This is a genomic window from Aeromonas sp. MR16 (assembly GCF_022549315.1).
Lineage (GTDB): Bacteria > Pseudomonadota > Gammaproteobacteria > Enterobacterales > Aeromonadaceae > Aeromonas > Aeromonas aquatica.
Genome location: NZ_JAKZFK010000006.1, coordinates 138635 through 160742, shown reverse-complemented (window position 1 = coordinate 160742; position 22108 = coordinate 138635). Strand labels below are relative to the sequence as shown.

The window sequence follows — 22108 nt, the reverse complement described above, 5'->3', positions numbered from 1 at the left end:
CTGGCGCAAGGTGAGCAGTGGGAAGAGAGACAGCAGGTGTTGAAAGGCTTGAGTATCCATGATGGTGGCCTTCAGGGGGATGACCTATTTCAAGGTTAGCCTTTCAACACGTAATTGGGACAGCGCCTTTTTTATCGCGTCCTGTCGCCCTGTGCCCATAAAAAGACCGCCAACGGGCGGTCTCGAATATGGGACATCACATGGACGGTATCAGGCGATGCCGGCCAGCAATCGGCTCCAGTTGCGTTTGCCGGCGAGGAAGCCATCGCGCAGATTGCGATACTCCAACTGCAGCTTGAATCTATCGTAGCGGGCCAGCGCCGTGCGTTTGCGCTGCTCCAGCAGCCGCTTGCGGCTGGCGTAGTAGTGCTGGAGCTGCAGGCTCAGCTTGTCGTACTCCTCTTGCAGCAGTGCCTGCCACAACTCCCGATCCTCTTTCTTGCGCAGCTTCGCCTTGGCGCGTTTAAGCTGCATCTCCAGCTTGGCCAGCTCTATGCGCTCCTCGGGGCAGGCGCGCAGATCCCTGGCCAGCCCGCACCAGGCGGCGCTGCGGATCAGCCACTTGGTGGGATCGTACTGCCACCAGCGGATGCCGTTGCGGTAGTCGTTCTCGAACAGGTGGTGGAAGTTGTGATACCCCTCGCCGAAGGTGAAGAAGGCCAGGATGCCGTTGTCCCGAGCGCTGTTGCGATCGGTGAAGGGCTGGCTGCCCCAGATGTGGGCGAGGGAGTTGATGAAGAAGGTGGTGTGGTGGGTCATCACCATGCGCAGCACCCCGGCCAGCAGCAGCATGCCGAGCAGATCGCCGTGGACCAGGCCAAGCAGCAGCGGGATGCCGATGTTGGTGGCCAGGGTCAAGGCCAGATAGTGCCTGTGCTGGAAGGCGACGATGGCGTTGTTCTGCAGATCCCGCACATTGCTGTAGTCGTGGTAGATCTCGCGCTGGTATTCCCGCAGCATCCAGCCGATGTGGGAGTACCAGAAGCCGCGGCCCGCGCTGTAGGGATCCTTCTGGTTGTCATCCACGTGACGGTGGTGACGGCGGTGATCGGACGACCAGTGCAGTGCCGAGTTTTGCAGGGCGAGGGCACCGCCGATGGCGAAGATCCATTGCAGGATCGGGTGTGCCTTGTAGGTCTTGTGGGACCAGAGTCGGTGGTAACCGGCGGTGATGGAGATGCCGCAGTAGCAGAACAACAGCAGGAAGCAGATCCACTGCCAGAGGTCGTAGCCGTGAGTCATGCCGTACCAGGGCACGGCGATCAGTGCCGCCAGCCCGGAGAGGGCAAACAGCAGGGTGTTGCTCATGATGATCGGGGGGCGGTCCATTTTACTCGGCTCCTTTCAGCGAACAGCTGTTCACTATTCTCCATTGAGCCGGAATGCGGGTCAATGGTAAAAAAGTCGGAGACAAACCTGATCCCGGCCCCCCCTTCGGGTTATCATTTGGCCTCGCTAACCTCAAGGTGACTGTATTTCGTGGGTATTCGCGCGCAACAAAAAGAAAAAACCCGGCGTACGCTGATCGACGCGGCGTTCAGTCAACTCTGTGCCAACCGCAGCTTCTCCAACCTCAGCCTGCGGGAAGTCGCGCGGGAGGCGGGCATAGCGCCGACCTCCTTCTACCGTCATTTCCGCGACATGGAAGAGCTGGGGCTGACCCTGGTGGACGAGGGGGGGCTGACCCTGCGTCAGCTGATGCGTCAGGCCCGCCAGCGCATCGCCGGCGGCGGCAGCGTCATCAGCACCTCGGTGCAGACCTTCATGGAATTCGTCGAAAACAACCCGAACATCTTCCGCTTGCTGCTGCGTGAGCGCTCCGGTACCTCGGCGGCCTTCCGTCAGGCGGTGGCGCGCGAGATCCAGCACTTCATCGCCGAGCTGACCGACTATCTGGAGGCGACCACGGAGGCGCCACGGGAGGAGGCCTACATCCAGGCCGAAGCCATGGTCACCATCGTCTTCAGCGCCGGTGCCGACGCCCTCGACATGACCAGCGAGGAGTGCAAGGCGCTCTCCGATCGCACCATCAGTCAGCTGCGCATCATCGCCATGGGTGCCGAGGTCCAGAACCGCAAGCGCCGCGAACCCCTTTCTTAAGCCAAGGATGAACAGTCCATGCATGAACCGAACGCTATCCCCAAGAAACCCTTGTTGCTGGCCCTGCTCATCGGGATCTGTGGGGATGCCTTCCTGTCGGTACTGACCGAATCGGCCGTGCCCTTCTCCTTCTTCCCCCTGATCGCCCTGCTGCTGGCGGCCTATCAGCTCTACCAGCACTATCGCCACGAGCCCATGGTGGGGAATACCCCTATCTGTATGATCCTTAGTTTTTTCATCGGCGTTTTTGGTCATTCGGCGCTGATCAAGGTGCAATATCCGGAACTGGGCAGCAACTTCTTCTCCCTGATCGCCATGTTGCTGTTGCTCGCCGCGCTCTCCATCAAACTCGGCATCAGCGTGGGGAAAAAAGTGAAGGAGTGACGAGTCACTCCTTCCGATGGGGTCTGGATTAAGGTGGGTCGACCCTAGTCGGCTTGAGGAGGCGTCCCGCCCTTCTGCTTGGCATCAATGATGGCCTGCAGCTTGGCGCGAATATCCATCATGCCGAACACCCCGAAGACCAGTACCTGGGTGAATTCGAGGCGAGTCACCGGGAAGTAGGGCTTGCAGGCGGCCTTGATCAGGCTGGCCTGTACCCAGTGCATCAGGGCCACGATCAGGCCGCAGACCGGCAGAAAACCGTTCAACTTGCCCGGCAAGGTACCAAACAGGGCGAGCACCACCCCCAGCCAGAAGAACAGCAAGACGCCCATCGCCAACAGATTAAACACGCGCTTCATCGTTTACCTCCCTTACATAGAGCTGATAGCAGACCTGATCTGATCGACCTGCTTGTCCTTGAGTAATTGCCCAAATCGACGGGGAGGGGCCCATGGCCCATTTCCCCTCCCGTACGGTGTTTAAACCGCAGCGTCATTCTTGGTGTCCCGCAGATAGAGTTGATAGCAGACCTGACCGGCTTGTTTGTCCTTGAGTAATTGCCAGCTGGCGGGCAGGGCTAGATCCCCCATCTCCTTCTCCCGCTCAAGATAGATGAGCGCGTCCGGCGCCAGCCAGCCACGTTGTTCCAGCAGTTCGCACACCTGGGGCAGCAACTCGCGGCGAAAGGGCGGATCGAGGAACACCAGATCGAACGGCGTCGCCGGGCCTCGCAGCCAGCTCACCGCATCGGTCTGGATCACACTCCCCTGCTGGCTGCCAAGGGCGACCAGATTCTTTTTGAGCTGATCGGCGGCGCCCTTGTCCATCTCGACCAGGGTCACCTGCTCGGCATAACGGGACAGCGCCTCCAGCCCCAGACCGCCGCTGCCGGCAAACAAGTCGAGGCAGCGGGTGCCGCGCACATGGGGAGCCAGCCAGTTGAAGATGGTCTCCTTGATGCGATCCGTGGTCGGCCTGAGACCATCCAGGTCCCTGACCGGCAATTTGCGACCCTTCCACTGACCGCTGATGATTCTTACAACACCCGCTTTTCCCTGCGGAATTGGGCTTTTATTGGGGCTGTTACGGCTGGATTTCACTCTGGGCATCGCGTTTCGTCGTCAGAAAATAAAGTGTTAGTATAAGGCGGTTCATTTTTATGCCGACCCACCGAGGGACGGCTATCTTAGCAGTCAGCCAACGAAGTGAGTATTTTTTAGATGGCAAAAGGTTTGTTTTCCTGGCTGGGTTTCGGCCGCAAGAAAGAAGAGGCTGAGGCCGTCCAACCACAGGCCCCGGAAGCCACCCCGGTTATCGCCGAGCCTGAGGCCCCCGTTGCCTCCGCTCCCGCTGCTGATATCCCCCTGACCGGGGCTCCTGCCGCACAGCCCGAGGCTTCGCTGGCGATGCCGGACGAAGGCCCGCTGGTGGTGGAAGAGCCTGAGGCCGAGCTCGAGCCCGTCATCGTCAATGAGGCGCTGCTCGTTGATGGGGCCGCCGAAGAAGCGGCTCGCGTGGCCGCCGAGGCGCAGGCTTTGGAAGCGACTCGTATTGCCGCCGAGACAGAGGCTTTGGAAGCCGCCCGCGTTGCTGCCGAGGCAGAGGCTGTGGAAGCTGCTCGCGTTGCTGCCGAGGCAGAGGCTGTGGAAGCTGCTCGCGCTGCCGCCGAAGCTCAGGCTTTGGAAGCGGCTCGCGTTGTCGCCGAGGCTGAGGCTTTGGAAGCGGCTCGTGTGGCCGCCGAGGCAGAGGCTGTGGAAGCCGCCCGCGTTGCTGCCGAGGCAGAGGCGCTGGAAGCCGCTCGCGCTGCCGCCGAGGCAGAGGCTGCGGAAGCCGCTCGCGTTGCCGCCGAGGCGCAGGCTCTGGAAGCCGCCCGTGTTGCCGCCGAAGCAGAGGCTGTGGAAGCCGCCCGTGTTGCCGCCGAAGCTCAGGCTGTGGAAGCTGCCCGTGTTGCCGCCGAGGCAGAGGCTGTGGAAGTGGCTCGTGTTGCCGCCGAAGCTCAGGCTGTGGAAGCGGCTCGTATTGCCGCCGAAGCCCAGGCTGCCGAAGAGGCTCGTATCGCCAAAGAGGCCCAGAGAGCGGAAGATCTTCGTCTGGTCGCCGAGATGGAGGCGGAGGCCGCCGCCCTGGCCGCCTTGCCGCTGGCCGCCCAGGTGGACGACGACACTCAGGACAAGCCGCAGCGAGAGGGCTTCTTCGCCCGCCTCAAGCGCAGCCTGGTGCGCACCAAAGAAAATATAGGTTCAGGTTTCTTCGGCCTGTTCCGTGGCAAGAAGATCGACGACGAGCTGTTCGAGGAGCTGGAGACCCAGCTGCTGACGGCGGATCTCGGGGTCGACACCACCAGTCGCATCATCGACGGTCTGATCAAGCATGCGGATCGCAAGCAGCTCAAGGATGCCGAGGCGCTCTACGGCCTGCTCAAGCAGGACATGGGCGAGATACTGGCTCAGGTCGAGAAGCCGCTGGTCATCGACACCAGCAAGAAGCCCTATGTGATCCTGATGGTCGGCGTTAACGGGGTGGGCAAGACCACCACCATCGGCAAGCTGGCCAAGCAGTTCCAGGCCGAGGGCAAGAGCGTCATGCTGGCCGCCGGCGATACCTTCCGCGCCGCCGCCGTCGAGCAGCTGCAGGTGTGGGGTCAACGCAACAACATTCCGGTCATCGCCCAGCATACCGGCGCCGACTCCGCCTCCGTCATCTATGATGCCATCGAGGCCGCCCGCTCCCGCGGCGCCGACGTGCTGATCGCCGATACCGCCGGCCGCCTGCAGAACAAGAGCAACCTGATGGAAGAGCTCAAGAAGGTGGTGCGGGTGATGAAGAAGCTGGATCAAGAGGCGCCGCACGAGATCATGCTGACCCTGGATGCGGGCACCGGCCAGAATGCCCTGAGCCAGGCCAAGCTGTTCAGCGAAGCGGTGGGCCTGACCGGCATCACCCTCACCAAGCTGGACGGTACCGCCAAGGGCGGGATCATCTTCGCGATGGCGGACAAGTTCCAGATCCCGATCCGTTACATCGGGGTGGGCGAGGGGATAGACGATCTGCGTCCCTTCGTCGCCAACGACTTTATCGAGGCACTGTTCAGTCGCGATGAATAAGCGCCACTCGCCCCGACCCAGGTCGGGGCTTGTCAATGTCAGGGATCCGTTATGATTCGTTTCGATAAGGTCAGCAAGGTATACAGCGGTGGCCACCAGGCGCTGCAGAAGGTCAGCTTCCACCTGCGCAAGGGGGAGATGGCCTTCCTGACCGGCCACTCGGGGGCGGGCAAGAGTACCCTGCTCAAGCTCATCAGCGTGATGGAGCGGCCGACCGATGGCCGGGTCTTCTTCCACGGCGATGACGTCAGTCAGATCAAGCGGGGCCAGATCCCCTATGTGCGCCGCCAGATCGGCATGATCTTCCAGGATCACCGGCTGCTGATGGACAGAACCGTGTTCGACAACGTGGCGCTGCCGCTGGTGATCGACGGCTACAGCCATGCCGACATCAACAAGCGGGTGGCGGCGGCGCTGGACAAGGTGGGGTTGCTCGGCAAGGAGCGCTACCAGCCACGCATGCTGTCCGGTGGTGAACAGCAGCGGGTCGGCATCGCCCGCGCCATCGTCAACAAGCCGCCGCTGCTGCTGGCGGATGAGCCGACCGGCAACCTGGATCCCCAGCTCTCCATGGACATCATGCGGCTGTTCGAGGAGTTCAACCGCTTCGGGGTCTCGGTGCTGATCGCAACCCACGATCTCGGGCTCATCGCCCGCATGCGTTACCGCACCCTGACCCTCAAGGCGGGTCGCATGTATTCGCAAGAGCAGGAGGAGAGCTGATGGCCATCGTTCGTCATAAACAACCTTTGCTCCGGCGGCTGGGCATGTACTGGGTGGATCACGCCCGCCAGGCCTTCTCCAGCATGGGCGAGCTGTGGCGCAATCCGCTCGCCTCCCTGATGACGCTGGCGGTGCTCGGTGTCAGCCTGGCGCTGCCCTCCTGCTTCCACGTGTTGCTGAAGAATGCCGAGATAGTGGAGGGCAGCTGGCAGACCAGCTCCCAGATCTCCCTCTATCTGCGCAAGGATCTGCCGGAGCAGAGCATCCTCGACATGAAGCAGCGGATCCTGCTCTACCCCGAGGTGGAGTCCGTCACTTACATGAACCGGGACGAGGCACTGAAGGAGTTTCGCGAGATCTCCGGCTTCGGCGATGCCCTCGATTATCTCGACAGCAACCCGCTGCCGCCTGTGCTGAGCGTGATCCCGGATCCACGCTGGCAGAACCCTGACGGCGCCGCCGAACTGCTCGCCAAACTGGAAAACGAACCCGGCGTCGAGCAGGGCAAGCTGGATCTGCAGTGGCTGACCCGGCTGCAAGGCATCATGAACCTGCTGCGTCACACCATCACCGGCATCGCCGTGCTGCTGCTCTCCGCCGTGCTGCTGATCGTCGGCAACACCCTGCGCCTGAATATCCTCAACCAGCGTTCCGAGATCGAGGTGCTGAAGCTGGTGGGGGCGACCGATGCCTTCATTCACCGTCCCTTCCTCTATACCGGCATCTGGTTCGGGGTCATCGGTGGCATGCTGGCCTGGTGGCTGACCGAGGTGATGGTGATCTGGAGTGAGGGGGTGGTGAAGGAGCTGGCCGGGCTCTACAACAGCAACTTCCGGCTGGTGGGGATGGGGGCGTTCGATGGCTTCAATCTGATACTGCTCGGTGCTATTTTGGGGCTGATTGCGTCCTGGTTCTCGGTGCACAGGCACATTCGCGACATAGAACCCTCTTGATTGATTTTTCATCGCAGCAAAGCACTGGATTTTGAGAACTGGATCAAGTAAAAGAGTTGCCCGTTTCTGGCACAGCTCCAGTTCAGGGAGTAATCTGAACGATACTGCTCCGCAGGCGTCGCTGGATCCTAGGAAGGATCTTGGGAACCTTCTGATTTATAAGCAGTCTACCTAGTGCGACAGAATGTATACGGGTGTGGCCCTCTGCCTTGCTCGTCTGACTTGGCAAGCATGTGAAGGTTGCGAGCTCCGCAACAATGGACTTAGCATGCTACTTTTCGGGGGTCCTTCACTGTGACCCCCTTTTTTTGACTGTTCATTTATGATTCATCCCGTCGGCATAAGATAAGCCGGGTTCACGCTGGGGCTGATGTTTGACTTATGTTTGACGTGAGCCGCAGAATGGCTCCCGGTCGGTAGACAGACCCTCTCAGGGTGTTAGACTGGTTCGATTGAAAAGTAAGAGGTAGCACATGGGAACTTCATTGCAGCGCACTATGGCTCTGATTCCGCAAGGTAGTCTGGAAGGCTATATCCAGGCAGTTAACTCGATTCCTGTGCTGAGCGTAGAGGAAGAGCGTGAACTGGCGACGCGCTTGCAGCAGGGTGGCGATCTCGAGGCTGCCCGTCAGCTGGTCATGTCACATCTGCGTTTTGTCGTTCACGTGGCCAAAAGCTACGCCGGTTATGGCCTGCCTCAGGCCGATCTGGTGCAGGAAGGCAATATCGGTCTGATGAAGGCGGTCAAGCGCTTCGACCCGAGCGTCGGGGTACGGCTGGTCTCCTTCGCAGTGCACTGGATCAAGGCCGAGATCCACGAATATGTCCTGCGCAACTGGCGCATGGTCAAGGTGGCGACTACCAAGGCGCAGCGCAAGCTGTTCTTCAACCTGCGTAAATCCAAGAAGCGTCTGGGCTGGTTCAGCCACGACGAGGTGCAGGCCGTGGCCGCCGAGCTGGGGGTCTCCCCGACCGATGTGACCGAGATGGAAGCACGGATGAGCAACTACGATCAGGCCTTCGACCTGGTCGGTGATGATGAAGATGAAGGTGGCTTCGCCCCGGTTCATTATCTGGAAGACAAGTCCTCGGATCTCGCTGCCACCATAGAGAGCGACAACTGGGACAACCACGCCACCCGTCGTCTGAGTGCGGCCCTGGCCACCCTGGACGAGCGCAGCCAGCACATCATCCGCGCCCGCTGGCTGGATGAGGAGAGCAAGACCACCTTGCAGGAGCTGGCCGATACTTACGGTGTCTCCGCCGAACGCGTGCGTCAGCTCGAGAAAAATGCTCTCAAGAAGTTGAAGGATGCGATGGACGCCTGAGGGCATTCGCCGAACGCGTGCGTCAGCTTGAGAAGAACGCACTCAAGAAGCTGAAAGACGCCATGGATGCCTGAGGGCATTCTCCGATACAAAGCAGGGCCTGATGGCCCTGTTTTTGTATCCGCGCCATCAGATCGGATCTGTTGTTGCGCCTTGCCCCCAATCCCGTCGAATATGGTATGTTGCCGCCATTAACACTCTAGGGAGAGCAGAAGTGAAACTGTTGAACGACCTGTTTACCAATAACCGCGAGTGGGCTGAACGGATCAAGGCCGAGGATCCCGAGTTCTTCGCTACCCTCTCCGCCCAGCAGGCGCCCGAGTATCTCTGGATCGGTTGCTCCGACAGCCGGGTCCCCGCTAACCAGCTGATGGGCCTGCTGCCGGGGGATGTCTTCGTCCACCGCAACGTTGCCAATCTGGTGGTACACACCGACTTCAACTGCCTCTCGGTGCTGCAATACGCGGTCGAAGTGCTCAAGGTGAAACACATCATCATCTGCGGCCACTACGGCTGCGGCGGCGTGCGTGCGGCCATGCGCAACGAAGAGCTTGGGCTTATCGACAACTGGCTGCGCAACATCAAGGACGTCTACTTCAAGTATCGTGAGCAGCTCGATGCCATCGAAGATGAGCACGAGCGCCACGACTATCTGTGCGAGCTGAACGTGGCCGAGCAGGTGGCCAACGTCTGCCACACCACCATCATCCAGAACGCCTGGCGCAAGGGCCAGGAGCTGGCGGTGCATGGCTGGATCTACGGCATCAAGGACGGCCTGCTGCACGATCTGGATCTCTGCATCAGCGGCCCGGATCAGATTGCGGATGTCTATCGCGCCTGGCCGGACATGCGTCCGCCCCACCGTCGCGGCTGAGGAGCCTGCCGTTGGCCCCCGCCCTCTACCTGCAGATCAAGCAGCACATCCTCGACGGGATCCGTGAGCGTCACTATCAGGCGGGTGATCGGATCCCGACCGAGGCGGCCCTGTGCGAGCAGTTCGCGGTGAGCCGGATGACGGTCAACAAGGCCCTGCGCGAGCTGGTGAGCGAAGGCTGGCTGGTGCGCACCGCCGGCTCCGGCAGCTTCGTGGCGGACCGACGTGCCGAGTCCCCCTTGCTGGCGATCCGCAACATCGCCGACGAGATCGCCGAGCGGGGCAGCCAGTACAGCGCCAGGGTGATCCGCCTGCAACGGCAGGCCGCCGACGAGAAGGTGGCGGTGCGGCTCGGGCTGCGGGTGGGGGCGCCCACCTTCCACAGCCTCATCGTCCACGAGGCCGATGGGGAGCCGCTGCAGCTGGAGGAGCGCTTCGTCGATGCCGAGCGGCTGCCGGACTATGGCGAGCAGGACTTTACCCGCCAGACGCCGAATAGCTATCTGATGGACATTTGTCCGCTCTCCGAGATGGAGCATGTGGTGGAGGCCGTGTTGCCGAGCGCCGGTGAGGCCGGCCTGTTGCAGGTGCGGGTCGACACCCCTTGTCTGCTGCTGCACCGCCGCACCTGGTCGGACGGTTATCTGGTCTCCTATGCCCGCCTGCTCTCACCGGGTTCCCGCTACAAGCTGAGTTCCAAGACCAGATTGACCTGATTGTATATACATACTTACATTGCAAAGCCCACCTTAGGTGGGCTTTTTTTTATACTTAAATTCTAATGAAGGCACTGTTATCAAGATGTGAATCAGATCCTATCTTTCTCATCCGGGATCGGCTATAAATTATTGTATATACATTTGAGGTCGCTATGAACAAGGAACTGTTAAGCTGCGAGCGGGTCTGGCTCAACGTGATGCCCGCCACCCTGCGCCCCGATCTGGCCGACTACGGCCTGTTGGAACCCCACGCGCTCGGCGTCCATGACGGGAAGATCCAGGCTCTGGTGCCCATGCAGGATCTCAAGGGACCCTTCCCCGCGAACTGGCGTGACATGAGAGGCAAGCTGGTGACTCCCGGCCTCATCGATTGCCACACCCACCTCATCTTCGCCGGCAGTCGCGCCGAGGAGTTCGAGCTGCGCCAGCAGGGCGTGCCCTATGCCGAGATCGCTCGCAAGGGCGGCGGCATCCTCAGCACGGTGCGCGCCACCCGCGCCGCGAGTGAGGATCAGCTCTATGAGCTGGCGTTGCCGAGGATCCGCTCCCTGATCCGGGAGGGGGTGACCACGGTCGAGATCAAATCCGGCTACGGCCTCACTCTGGTGGACGAGCTCAAGATGCTGCGGGTTGCTCGCCGACTGGGGGAGGCGCTGCCGATCCGGGTCAAGACCACCCTGCTGGCCGCCCATGCGGTGCCGCCCGAATACCGCGACGATCCGGACTCCTGGGTCGAGACCATCTGCCAGGAGATCATCCCGGCCGCCGCCGAGGCGGGTCTGGCGGATGCGGTGGACGTCTTCTGCGAACACATCGGCTTCTCCCTGGCCCAGACCGAGCAGGTCTATCTGGCGGCGGATCAATACGGTCTGGCGGTAAAGGGCCACATGGATCAGCTCTCCAACCTCGGCGGTAGCACGCTCGCCGCCCACTTCGGCGCCCTCTCGGTGGACCATCTGGAATATCTGGACTCTGCCGGGATCCAGGCGTTGGCGCACCGTGGCGTGGTCGCCACCCTGCTGCCCACCGCCTTCTACTTCCTGAAAGAGACCAAGTTGCCGCCGGTCGAGGCGCTGCGCCGTGCCGGGGTACCCATGGCGGTCTCCTCCGACATCAATCCCGGTACAGCTCCAATAGTATCCCTGCGCATGGCCATGAACATGGCCTGCACCCTGTTCGGCCTGACGCCGGTCGAAGCCATGGCAGGGGTGACCCGCCATGCCGCCCAGGCGCTGGGGGAGCAGGAGCGACTGGGGCAGCTGAGAGTCGGGATGCAGGCCGACTTCCTGATCTGGAGCTGCGGCCATCCGGCCGAGCTTAGCTACCTGGTCGGCGTCGATCAGCTGGTGAGCCGGGTGTTCAACGGAGAGGAGACGCACCATGGTTGATATGTCCGTCTGGCAGGGGCGCCGGGATCCGGAAGATGGGGAGCTGGCCCTGCGTTGGCACGATCGGGTGCAACCCTGGCAGGAAGCGCTGTCCGGGCAAACGAATGCTGCCCCCGGCGTAGCCTTGGTGGGCTTCGCCTGCGACGAGGGGGTGCGCCGCAACAAGGGGCGGGTGGGAGCCGCCGGTGCACCGCGGGCCATTCGCAAGTTGCTGGCCAACACGGCCTGGCATCTGAGCAAGCCGGTTTACGACAGTGGCGATCTGGCTTGTGAGGATGGCGACCTCGATGCCGCCCACGGCCGGCTGGCCGAACGGGTCGCGAACCTGCTGGCCGAGGGGCACTTCCCGCTGGTGCTGGGCGGGGGTCACGAGGTGGCCTTCGGCAGCTGGAGCGGCCTCAACCGTCACCTGGCTGGCAAGGGCCGGGTCGGCATCATCAACCTGGATGCTCACTTCGATCTGCGCATGAAGCAGGATCAGGCCAGCTCCGGCACCCCCTTCTTTCAGATTGCCGAGCAGTGCGCCACCCAGGGCTCCTCCTTCCACTACGCCTGTCTCGGGGTGGCCGAGACCGCCAACACGGCGGCCCTGTTCGCTCGCGCCGAGTCGTTGGGGGTCTGGCACGTGCTGGACGAGGCCATGACCCAAGCCGATCTGCCCGAGCTGCTCAATGGGCTCGATGCCTTTATCGCCCGCTGCGATCACCTCTATCTCACCATCGATCTCGATGTGTTACCCGGCGCCGTCATGCCGGGGGTGAGCGCCCCCGCCGCCCGCGGCGTCGAGCTGGCCGTCATCGAACCCCTGATCGCCCATATCCGGGCCAGCGGCAAGCTCAGGCTCGCCGATCTGGCCGAGTACAACCCGACTCTGGATCAGGATCAGCGCAGCGCCCGCGTGGCCGCCCGCCTGATCCATCAACTCACCAAGTAGCCAGCCGACTCGCCGGGTGCCAGCAGCGCCCATGATGGCGGCGACATTGATAAAACAAGGAGTGTGTATGTCTGAGCAACACCAGGATCCCCGTCAGGACCCGAGCCGAGTCATCCGTGCCCCCCGTGGCACGACGCTGACCGCCAAGAGCTGGCTCACCGAGGCGCCGCTGCGGATGCTGATGAACAACCTGGATCCGGAAGTGGCCGAGCATCCCCAGTCGCTGGTGGTGTATGGCGGCATCGGCCGCGCCGCCCGCAACTGGGCCTGCTACGACAAGATCGTCGAGGTGCTGACCCGGCTCGAGGAAGACGAGACCCTGCTGGTGCAATCCGGCAAGCCGGTCGGGGTGTTCCAGACCCACAAGGATGCGCCGCGGGTGCTGATCGCCAACTCCAACCTGGTGCCGCACTGGGCCAACTGGGAGCACTTCAACGAGCTCGATAAGAAAGGCCTCATGATGTACGGCCAGATGACGGCCGGCTCCTGGATCTACATCGGCACCCAGGGGATAGTGCAGGGCACCTACGAGACCTTCTTCGCGGTGGCCAATCAGCACTTCAACGGCGAACCCAAGGGCCGCTGGATCCTGACCGGTGGTCTGGGGGGCATGGGCGGCGCCCAGCCGCTGGCCGCCACCATGGCCGGCTTCTCCATGATCGCCGTCGAGTGCGACGAGACCCGCATCGATTTCCGCTTGAAGACCCGCTACGTCGACAAGAAGGCCCACAGCCTGGATGAGGCGCTGGCCATGGTCGAGGAAGCCAAACGCAGCGGCAGCGCCGTCTCCGTCGGCCTGCTCGGCAACGCCGCCGACGTGTTCGCCGAGCTGGTGGCCCGTGGCATCACCCCGGATGTGGTGACCGACCAGACCTCGGCCCACGACCCGATTCACGGCTACCTGCCCCAGGGCTGGAGCGTCGCCCAGTGGCGCGCGCTGCAAAAATCCGCCCCCCAGGAGGTGAACCAGGCGGCTCGCCACTCCATGGCCCGTCAGGTGGAGGCCATGCTGACCCTGCAATCCCGTGGCGCCGCCACCCTGGATTACGGCAATAACATCCGCCAAGTGGCGCTGGATGAAGGGGTCAAGAACGCCTTCGACTTCCCCGGCTTCGTGCCCGCCTACATCCGTCCGCTGTTCTGCGAGGGCATTGGTCCCTTCCGCTGGGTGGCGTTGTCCGGTGACCCGGAAGACATCTACAAGACGGATCAGAAGGTGAAGGAGTTGATCCCGGACGATCCTCACCTGCACAACTGGCTCGACATGGCCCGCGAGCGCATCGCCTTCCAGGGCCTGCCGGCACGGATCTGCTGGGTCGGGGTCAAGGATCGGGTACGCCTGGGCCTGGCCTTCAACGAGATGGTGAAGAATGGCGAGCTGAAAGCGCCCGTGGTCATCGGTCGCGATCACCTGGACTCCGGCTCGGTGGCGAGCCCGAACCGGGAGACCGAAGCCATGCTGGACGGCTCGGACGCCGTCTCCGATTGGCCGCTGCTCAACGCCCTGCTCAACACCGCGGGCGGCGCGACCTGGGTCTCCCTGCACCACGGTGGCGGGGTCGGCATGGGCTTCTCCCAGCACTCCGGGGTGGTGATCGTCTGTGACGGCACAGATGACGCCGCCAAGCGGGTCGGTCGCGTGCTGCGCAACGATCCGGCCACCGGCGTGATGCGTCATGCGGATGCTGGCTACCCGATTGCCATCGATTGTGCCCATGAGGCGAAACTGGACTTACCCATGCTGGCTGCTGCCGGCAAAGGAGAGAAATAAGATGTTTGAACTCAACCTGTTACCGGGCAAGCTCTGCCTCGCCACCCTGCGCCGCGTCAGCCGCGAGCCGGTTCATATCAGCCTGGATCCGGCGGCGCTGCCGGGGATCCACGCCTCCGCCAACCTGGTCACCAAGGTGATCGAGCAGAATCGCGTGGTGTACGGCATCAACACCGGCTTCGGCCTGCTGGCCAACACCCGCATTCCGGTGGAGCAGCTCGACGAGTTGCAGCGCTCCATAGTGCTCTCCCACGCCGCCGGCATCGGCACCTACATGGATGACGCCACGGTGCGGCTGATGATGGTGCTCAAGGTCAACTCCCTGGCCCGTGGCTTCTCCGGCATCCGCCTGACGGTGCTCGAGGCCCTGATGCGGCTCATCAACGCCGAAGTCTATCCTGTGGTGCCGAAGAAGGGCTCCGTCGGCGCCTCCGGCGACCTGGCCCCCCTGGCCCACATGAGCTGCCTGCTGATCGGGGAGGGCAAGGCCCGCCACAAGGGTGAGCTGATGGACGCTGCCACGGCGCTCAAGATCGCCGGCCTCGAGCCCATCTCCCTGGCGCCGAAAGAGGGGCTGGCGCTACTGAACGGCACCCAGGCCAGCACGGCCTTCGCGTTGGAGGGACTGTTCCACGCCGAGGATCTGTTTGCCGGCGCCATCACCATAGGCGCCATGAGCGTGGAGGCCGCCCTCGGCAGCCGCCGCCCCTTCGATGCCCGTATCCACGCCGTGCGGGGCCAGCGTGGTCAGATAGATGCGGCCACCTGCTATCGCCAACTGCTGGTGGAGGGCAGCGAGATCGGTATGTCCCACCACAACTGCGAGAAGGTGCAGGATCCTTATTCACTGCGTTGCCAGCCCCAGGTGATGGGGGCCTGTCTGACCCAGATCCGCCAGGCCGCCGAGGTGCTGGTGTGCGAGGCCAATGCGGTCTCCGACAACCCGCTGGTGTTCGCCGAGGATGAGGAGATCCTGTCCGGTGGCAACTTCCACGCCGAGCCGGTGGCCTTTGCCGCCGACAACCTGGCGCTGGCCATTGCCGAGATTGGTTCGCTGTCCGAGCGGCGCATGGCGCTGCTGATCGACTCCCGCATGTCGGGTCTGCCGGCATTTTTGGTCAACAACGGCGGCGTCAACTCCGGTTTCATGATCGCCCAGGTCACCTCGGCGGCGCTTGCCTCCGAAAACAAGAGCCTGGCCCACCCGGCCTCGGTGGACAGCCTGCCCACCTCCGCCAACCAGGAGGATCACGTCTCCATGGCCACCTTCGCCGCGCGCCGGTTGGCGGATATGGCGGAGAACACCCGCGGCATACTGGCGGTCGAGTTGCTGGCCGCCGCCCAGGGGCTGGATTTCCGTGCCCCGTTGCGCAGCACCGAGCTGATCGAACTGGCCAAGGGACGGCTGCGTGAGCAGGTCAGCTTCTACGACAAGGACAGATACTTCTCGCCGGATATCGAAGCGGCCGCGGCCCTGCTGGGCGCCGCCAGCTACAACGATCTGATCCCGGCCGGGATCTTGCCGAGCCTCTGAGCCCGAGCCTGATCGACCCATAGCAAAAGACCGCCCCTCGGGGCGGTCTTTTGCTATCTGGCCTGAGCCGAGCTATGCGTGTTCGAACATCAGGAACAAATAGACTACGAACAGCACCAGGTGAGTGGCACCGTGCAGCACATTGGTGCGGCCGCTGCTGAAGGTCACTTTACAGACCATGAGGGTGGTGAACAGCAGCACCATGTCGGCAGGGTCGAGGCCAAGGCGCACCTCCTGATCCAGCATGGAGCCGATGAGCAGCACAGCAGGCACCGTCAGGGCTATGGTGGCCAGCACAGATCCGAAGTAGAGGTTCATGGCGCGCTGCAACTGGTTGTTGAAGGCCGCCTTGATGGCGCCGACCGCCTCGGGAGCCAGCACGATACAGGCCACGATAAAGCCGCCGAGTGCGGCCGGGGCTTCCATCACATGGACCCCGAAGTTGATGGGGATGGCGAGGGTCTTGGCCAGCAGGATCACCACCACCAGGTAGGCGAGCAGCAGCAGGGTGTGGTAGACGTTGCTGTGCAGTATGCCGTGGTGCTCCTCGTGATCCTCGTTATCGCTGTCGACGAAGAAGTGGCTGTGGCTACGCGTCTGGATCAGCAGGAAGACGCCGTAGAGCAGCACAGAGATGATGATCAGCATCCAGGACATGGCGCTGGACATGCTGCCGAGATTGCCCCCTTCGGTGAAGTTCGGCAGCACCAGGCAGAGCAGGGCCAGCGGTATGATGGCCACCAGATAGGACTTCACCCCATCCAGATTGAAATTTTGGGTGTGATAGCGCCAGCCGCCGAACAGCAGGGTGAAGCCTACCAGGCCGTTGGTCACCAGCATCACCACCGCGAACATGGTGTCCCGCGCCATCACCGGATTGGGGTCGCCGGTCAGCATGACGGAGGAGATCATCACGACCTCGAGGGAGATGACCGACAGGGTCAGGATCAGGGTACCAAAGGGCTCGCCCAGCTTGATGGCCAGGGCATCGGAATGGCGCACGACGGAGAAGATGGCCCAAGTGACGACGGCGAGCAGGGCCAGGGATACCGGCAGGTAAACAGCAAGGGGCGTGGCCTCCGTCAGCAGCTCGCTACCCAGCGTCTTGAAGAACAACAGGGTCAGCAGGCCAACGGGCAGGGCAATCTCTTGCCGGATAAATGACTTCATAGGCATGGGTTCTCATCTCGGGGCGGCTAGGGCCGACGGGGACAGGGACAAGTCCGGCTGGACCATGGCGAATCCTGCACATGATAAAGGCAGTTACCCCGTTCGGGGAAAATCATTTTCATGGGCCTTGCCGCCGCCGCGTCAGTGTCCGCCTCTGGTCTGTTGCCAGTGCAGCAGCTCGGGCAACGGCATGGGACGGGCATACAGATAGCCCTGAATGAGATAGACGCCCTGTTGGGCGAGGTAGTCGACCTGGGCCTGAGTCTCGACGCCTTCGGCGATCATCTCCATGTCGGATTCCAGGCCGAAGGCGATGATGGCGTCCAGCAGGCTGCGCTTGGGATCGTCGGTGCCTATGGTGTCGACAAACATCTTGTCGATCTTGATCTGTCGAATGCCGAGCCGCTGCAGATAGGCGAAGCCGCCGTAGCCGGTGCCGAAATCGTCCAGCTTGAAGTGATATCCCTTCTCCTGCAGCGCCGAGATTTCGCTGGTGGCGGCCTCTATGTCCATGATGGGCTCGCGCTCGGTGAGTTCGAAGGTGAGCCGGGTCGGAGAGGGCCAGTCATGGTGTTGCAGCAGGTTGCGCAGATGGGGTTGCTCGATGTGGGCGGCGACCAGGTTGACGCTGACCCACTGCTCCGGCGCCAGCTGCGGCAGATCGGCGATCACCCTGTCCAGCAACTGTTCCGTCATCGGCAGGATCAACCCCTGCTGCTCCGCATAGGCGATAAAGGCGCCCGGCGCCGTGACGTCGTCGTCACGCTGCCAGCGCAGCAGTGCCTCGAAGCCGACGACACGCTGGCTGCGGCTGTCGAGAACGGGCTGATAGAAGGGCACAAACTCCTGGCGGGCCAGCCCGGTGTGCAGCAATCCCTTGAGGGAACGCCGGTAGTTGCGTAGCAGCCAGTAGCCGGTGAGCAGCAGGGCGCCCAGGGTCCCGCCGACCCAGAATGTACCTCGATAAACCAGGCTCTGGGCATAGGTCCGCAAGGCCAGGCCGGACCACAGGGTTTGCTGCATCTTGTTGTCGGGGGTAGTAAAACTCAGGCTTTCGCTGCCGGGCTCGTGCTTGATGGCCTGCTCGCCGCGGGGGAAGATTTTGTGGCGGGCGAGACCGGGCACCAGCGGGGTGAACTCGATGTAAAAGCAGGCGGAACAGGGTTTCTCCATGATGGTGCGGATCCAGCTGTTGCTCAGCACCCAGTAGGCGAGCTGGTCTCCTCGCTTGGAGAAGATGACCAGCTCCTGCTCGGTACCAAACGCCGGGGGAGTGGCCGTCAGCCCGAAGCCATCGATCTCAGGATCGGGCAGGGTGCTGGCGTCGATGAGCGGCAGATCCGGCCCCAGGCTGGAGCAGCCCTTGCCTGAGGCCAGCTTCAATCCCTGCAGCCGGATGTGACGGTTGTAGTGCCAGGGATCCCGCAACAGCGTCATGTCCTGCTCGCCGCAGTCGAAGGCAAAGCGGGCCATCTGATCATCGATGCTCTTTTCCAGCGTCTGCTGGCGCTCATTCATGGCCAATTCTATCTCGGCCAGCTTCTGCTCCAGCAGGTAGTGGGCCAGGGCGTTGCTCACCGGCTGGCTCAGCAACAGGCAGACCAGTATGGGGAGGCTGAACAGCAACGGGCTGATCCAGAGGGGTGATAATCGTTTCACATCAGTCCTGTTCGATGAAAGGGGCGGCGCCGAGGGTATGTCATCATAGTCCATTAGCTGGTTCGATTTGAGACTCCGGTTGGAACATTAGTGAATTAATAGGCTAACCAATTGATAATTATGTATTAGTTATAAAGTGGTGGTGAAGATTCAATCGCTGACCTGTCATAAGTGACAATTGTCCAGCTTATCTGAACTGGTTTAGAGTAGCCCTGCGGTTTGACTCACCGTGTGTTCAATACTCCTGTATCTATTTTTGTCAGTAGCACAGAGTGTTAGTTTTGATATTGAGTGTTTCTTTTGGTCCCCACTGTGGGACCATTTTTCTGCCCGCGAGTCAGCTTCCTCCCCGTTTTCTACCTCTCCCCTGACGATATCCTCCCTGTGCACGACGAAAATGATGGGTTGCTTAATTGCAGAAGCGGGAGCTTCACCCATAGGCGGGCTTTGGCCAAGGCTGGTACCATGAGGCCATATGGATGCTGTCGGCTACGGAAAGGCACATGAAACTGACCACTCAACTCGTCTCCTTTATTACGCTGTGCGTGATCGCGGCCATGACCATGGTGATGCTCGGTGGGGTATTCAGCTTCCGCCAGATGGGCATGGAGATGCAGCAGAACCGGGTCGACTCCCTGGTGGATATCATCGACAAGCAGCTGAGCGCGGCTGACGACGAACAGGATCTGGCTCGCTGGCTGCCTTCCTTGCTGCGTGCCACCCATGTGGTCGAGCTGGAGATCCGCCAGGGCAAGCAACGGGTCTACTGGTTTCGCGATGTGCAGCAACAGACGGATGAGAGCCTGCTGATCCCCTACAGCAAGACCATCCCCCACCAGAGCGGCATGCGGGCCGAGTTCAAGCTGGACAGGCCGTTCAAGGAGTTCGAGTACTCCATGCAGGCTATGTCCGGCATCTCCTTTGGCGTCTTCATCGTGGTGTTCGGGCTCTGGTACTCCATCCGATGGCTGCGGCTGCAACTGCGCGGCGCCGAGCTGCTGGCTGAACGGGCCCAGCTGATCCTGGATGGCAAACTCACCAAGCTGGCCCACGATCCTGCCGATGAGTGGCCCGTGTCCGCCAGTCAGGCCCTCAGTCACCTGCTGGCCGATCTGGCGGATGCCCGCAAGGAGCGCAGCCGGTTTGACAACTTCATCCGCAGCAACGCCTTCGTCGACAAGATCACCGGCATCGGCAACCGCCTGTTCTTCGATAACCGGCTGGAGAGTGCCATCATGGAGGCGAGCGTGATCAGCGGGGGCGTCATGCTGATCGAGCTGGCCGGGCTGGAGGAGCTGGATCCCGAGCTGAGCGGGCGCCCGAGCCAGGAGTTGCTGATGGAAGCGAGCGCCACTATCGGTACCTTCGTGCGCAAACACAACGGCGCCCTGCAGGCCCGTTACGGCGCCCAGGTATTTGCCGTGCTGCTGCCCAACATGTCCGAGAGCGAGATGGTGGATGGGGCCAACCAATTGCTCAAGAGCCTGCAACGGTTGCACTGGCCCGAATCGGTCAATGTCGAGACCGCCGTCTACCTCGGTGCCGTCTGTTATCAGGCGCAGGACTCCCTGCTCAAGGTGCAGGAAGAGGCCGAGCTGGCACTCAAGAGCGCACAGTTGCAGGGCCACAGCGGCTGGTTCCTCTACGAGAAGGCGCTGGGCGAAGAGCCGAGCAGTAAGGGGACTGTGCGCTGGCGGACCCTGATCAGCCGCCGCATCGAGGAGCATGGGATCCATTTCTACCTGCAGCCGGTGCAGCAGGAGCCGGCGCAAGCGGTGCTGCAGCAGGAGCTGCTGATCCGCATCCATGACGAACAGGGTCGGGAGCTGCAGGCCGGGGTCTTCATGCCGATGGCGGAGAAGGCGGGCCTGTTGTTGCCGCTGGATCGGCTGGTGGTCGCCCGGACCCTGCGCCTGCTGCGCCAGCATCCGGAACCGGGTTGCCCCGTCAGCCTGTCGCTCTGTGCCCAGAATCTGCTCAATCGGGAGTTCCAGCGCGAACTCTTCTTCGATCTGTTCCAACTGCCGCGCAGCATCAATGAGAAGCTGGTGCTGCAGTTGTCGGAGGCCCAGGTGACCCGCCACTACGAGGCCCTCAAGCGGCCACTGCGGGCGCTGCGCATGCTGGGCTGCCAGCTGGCCATCGATCATGCCGGTCAGGATGTGGTGAGCACCCAATACATCAAGGAGTTCGAGATCAACTTCCTCAAGCTTCACCCCAGCCTGGTGCGGGAGATCCACCGTCGTCAGGTCAATCAGATGGCGGTGCGCAGCCTGGTCGGCGGTTGCGCCAACACCCAGACCCGGGTGATCGCGGTCGGGGTGGAGAGCGGCGACGAGTGGAAGATGTTGCGCCACCTCGGGGTGCATGCGGGGCAGGGGCCCTGGTTCGCCGAGCCACAGCCGCTGGTGATGGACAACTACGAAGCCTGAGTGGTTTGTCGGGCCGCCTCAGAGGCGGCCCTGCTCTCTCAGTCCCGCCAATCCCTGCAGGCCGCCGGTGTGGATGAAGACGATCTCGCTGCCACGGGGGATATGGCCCGCAGCCAGCTCCCGAAACAGCCCCCACATTGCCTTGCCGCTGTAGATGGGCTCGAGCGGCAGACCGGTCTGGGCACTGAAGGCCTGTACCCACTGCCACAGGGCCGGGCTGAACTTGGCATAGCCGCCGTCGTGGTGCTCCAGCGCTATGTGCCAACCGGTCGTGCTGGCGGCGGCGGGATGGAGCCGGCACACCTCGTCATGGATGAAGGCACCGCCCTTGAGCACGGCGATGGCGAGCACCTGCTCGGGTTCCCGTTTGCCCGCGATGAGCCCCGCAAGGGTGCCACCGCTGGCACAGGGCAACACCCAGAGATCCGGTGAGAAGGGGACTTCGGCTACCAGTTCGGCCACCCCGGGGATGGCGAGCGGGCTGCTGCCCCCCTCGGGGACTATCAGGGTGTCCGGCGCCATGAAGCGGGCCAGCCACTCTGGATCCTGGCGTCGCCGGTAGCTCTGACGGTCCACAAAGATGAGATCCATGCCCCAGCCTTTGGCCGCGCTCAGGGTTGCGTTGCTGACGGCCTCGGGTTCACCGCGTATGATGCCGGTGGTGCGCAGTCCAGACCTGCGCCCCGCCGCCGCCAGCGCATGGATGTGGTTGGAGTAGGCGCCCCCAAACGACAGCAGGTGGGTCTTGCCTAAGGCCTCGGCCTGTTGCAGGTGGTATTTGAGCTTGCGCCACTTGTTGCCTGAAAGGGTCGGATGGATCAGATCATCCCGTTTGCACCAGAGCCGAACCCCATGGGCATCCAGCAAGGGATGCTGGATCGGGTGCAGTGGCGAGGGGAGCTGGCCAGGGGCCAGAAGAGCCTCACTCTGGTTTGGCATAGTGGTCATCGATGCATCGTCTGTCATAAGTCTGGAGGCTAATGCTCTGTTTATGTTAAGGTTTAACCCGTTTCACGCAGCCAGGTGCAGGTCTCG

Annotated in this window: 19 protein-coding genes; 13 read left to right on the top strand and 6 right to left on the bottom strand. The window is 62.4% G+C overall.

Annotation, left to right across the window (positions count from 1 at the left end; translation table 11 throughout):
* Positions 1–210: 210 nt before the first annotated feature.
* Positions 211–1329 (bottom strand): fatty acid desaturase, encoded by a 1119-nt coding sequence (locus MM194_RS07300; protein WP_033131640.1) that lies wholly within the window; start codon positions 1327–1329, stop codon positions 211–213.
* 150 nt (positions 1330–1479) lie between these two features.
* Between MM194_RS07300 and fabR the strand changes: the two genes are divergently transcribed.
* Together fabR and MM194_RS07290 are read left to right on the top strand one after the other, a co-directional pair.
* Positions 1480–2100 (top strand): HTH-type transcriptional repressor FabR, encoded by a 621-nt coding sequence (gene fabR / locus MM194_RS07295; protein ID WP_033131641.1) that lies wholly within the window; start codon positions 1480–1482, stop codon positions 2098–2100.
* 18 nt (positions 2101–2118) lie between these two features.
* Positions 2119–2484, top strand: a complete 366-nt coding sequence (locus MM194_RS07290; protein ID WP_033131642.1) for a YijD family membrane protein — start codon at positions 2119–2121, stop codon at positions 2482–2484.
* Positions 2485–2528: 44 nt separating this feature from the next.
* Here MM194_RS07290 and MM194_RS07285 read toward each other — a convergent pair whose 3' ends face one another.
* Together MM194_RS07285 and rsmD are read right to left on the bottom strand one after the other, a co-directional pair.
* Complete coding sequence (locus MM194_RS07285; RefSeq protein WP_042642774.1) at positions 2529–2843, bottom strand: DUF1145 domain-containing protein; 315 nt, start codon at positions 2841–2843, stop codon at positions 2529–2531.
* A gap of 120 nt (positions 2844–2963) precedes the next feature.
* Positions 2964–3593 (bottom strand): 16S rRNA (guanine(966)-N(2))-methyltransferase RsmD, encoded by a 630-nt coding sequence (rsmD, locus tag MM194_RS07280; RefSeq protein WP_241343165.1) that lies wholly within the window; start codon positions 3591–3593, stop codon positions 2964–2966.
* A gap of 111 nt (positions 3594–3704) precedes the next feature.
* Between rsmD and ftsY the strand changes: the two genes are divergently transcribed.
* The 10 genes from ftsY to hutH all read left to right on the top strand — a co-directional run bounded on the left by ftsY (position 3705) and on the right by hutH (position 15812).
* Positions 3705–5588: a signal recognition particle-docking protein FtsY gene (gene ftsY, locus MM194_RS07275; RefSeq protein WP_241343164.1), complete on the top strand. Its 1884-nt coding sequence runs from the start codon at positions 3705–3707 to the stop codon at positions 5586–5588.
* Positions 5589–5639: 51 nt separating this feature from the next.
* Positions 5640–6311 (top strand): cell division ATP-binding protein FtsE, encoded by a 672-nt coding sequence (ftsE, locus tag MM194_RS07270; RefSeq protein WP_033131646.1) that lies wholly within the window; start codon positions 5640–5642, stop codon positions 6309–6311.
* On the top strand, positions 6311–7264 hold the full coding sequence (gene ftsX / locus MM194_RS07265; RefSeq protein ID WP_033131647.1) for a permease-like cell division protein FtsX: 954 nt from the start codon (positions 6311–6313) through the stop codon (positions 7262–7264). The genes ftsE and ftsX overlap by 1 nt, the downstream gene beginning before the upstream one ends.
* A gap of 473 nt (positions 7265–7737) precedes the next feature.
* The gene (gene rpoH / locus MM194_RS07260; RefSeq protein ID WP_241343163.1) at positions 7738–8592 is read left to right on the top strand and encodes an RNA polymerase sigma factor RpoH; all 855 of its coding nucleotides are present in this window, start codon (positions 7738–7740) and stop codon (positions 8590–8592) included.
* Positions 8593–8806: 214 nt separating this feature from the next.
* Positions 8807–9466: a carbonate dehydratase gene (gene can, locus MM194_RS07255; RefSeq protein WP_241343162.1), complete on the top strand. Its 660-nt coding sequence runs from the start codon at positions 8807–8809 to the stop codon at positions 9464–9466.
* Between the two features lie 11 nt (positions 9467–9477).
* Positions 9478–10182: a histidine utilization repressor gene (gene hutC / locus MM194_RS07250; RefSeq protein ID WP_241343161.1), complete on the top strand. Its 705-nt coding sequence runs from the start codon at positions 9478–9480 to the stop codon at positions 10180–10182.
* A 155-nt stretch (positions 10183–10337) separates the two neighbouring features.
* Entirely contained in the window at positions 10338–11573 is a 1236-nt protein-coding gene (hutI, locus tag MM194_RS07245; RefSeq protein WP_241343160.1) for an imidazolonepropionase, read from the top strand.
* Positions 11566–12507 carry a formimidoylglutamase gene (gene hutG / locus MM194_RS07240; RefSeq protein ID WP_241343159.1) on the top strand — a complete coding sequence of 314 codons (942 nt, stop codon included), beginning with the start codon at positions 11566–11568 and terminating at the stop codon, positions 12505–12507. The genes hutI and hutG overlap by 8 nt, the downstream gene beginning before the upstream one ends.
* Before the next feature lie 67 nt (positions 12508–12574).
* Positions 12575–14278, top strand: coding sequence for a urocanate hydratase (gene hutU, locus MM194_RS07235; RefSeq protein WP_033131652.1), 1704 nt, complete (start codon positions 12575–12577; stop codon positions 14276–14278).
* Position 14279: 1 nt separating this feature from the next.
* Positions 14280–15812, top strand: a complete 1533-nt coding sequence (hutH, locus tag MM194_RS07230; protein WP_033131653.1) for a histidine ammonia-lyase — start codon at positions 14280–14282, stop codon at positions 15810–15812.
* Between the two features lie 72 nt (positions 15813–15884).
* On the opposite strand, the gene MM194_RS07225 is transcribed toward hutH, so the two are convergent.
* On the bottom strand, positions 15885–16982 hold the full coding sequence (locus MM194_RS07225; RefSeq protein ID WP_033131654.1) for a calcium:proton antiporter: 1098 nt from the start codon (positions 16980–16982) through the stop codon (positions 15885–15887).
* A gap of 141 nt (positions 16983–17123) precedes the next feature.
* Complete coding sequence (locus MM194_RS07220) at positions 17124–18641, bottom strand: EAL domain-containing protein (protein ID WP_241343158.1); 1518 nt, start codon at positions 18639–18641, stop codon at positions 17124–17126.
* A gap of 503 nt (positions 18642–19144) precedes the next feature.
* Here MM194_RS07220 and MM194_RS07215 point away from each other — a divergent pair.
* Positions 19145–21073, top strand: a complete 1929-nt coding sequence (locus MM194_RS07215) for an EAL domain-containing protein (RefSeq protein ID WP_033131656.1) — start codon at positions 19145–19147, stop codon at positions 21071–21073.
* Positions 21074–21091: 18 nt separating this feature from the next.
* On the opposite strand, the gene MM194_RS07210 is transcribed toward MM194_RS07215, so the two are convergent.
* Positions 21092–22021 carry a pyridoxal-phosphate dependent enzyme gene (locus MM194_RS07210; RefSeq protein ID WP_241343157.1) on the bottom strand — a complete coding sequence of 310 codons (930 nt, stop codon included), beginning with the start codon at positions 22019–22021 and terminating at the stop codon, positions 21092–21094.
* Between the last annotated feature and the right edge of the window lie 87 nt (positions 22022–22108).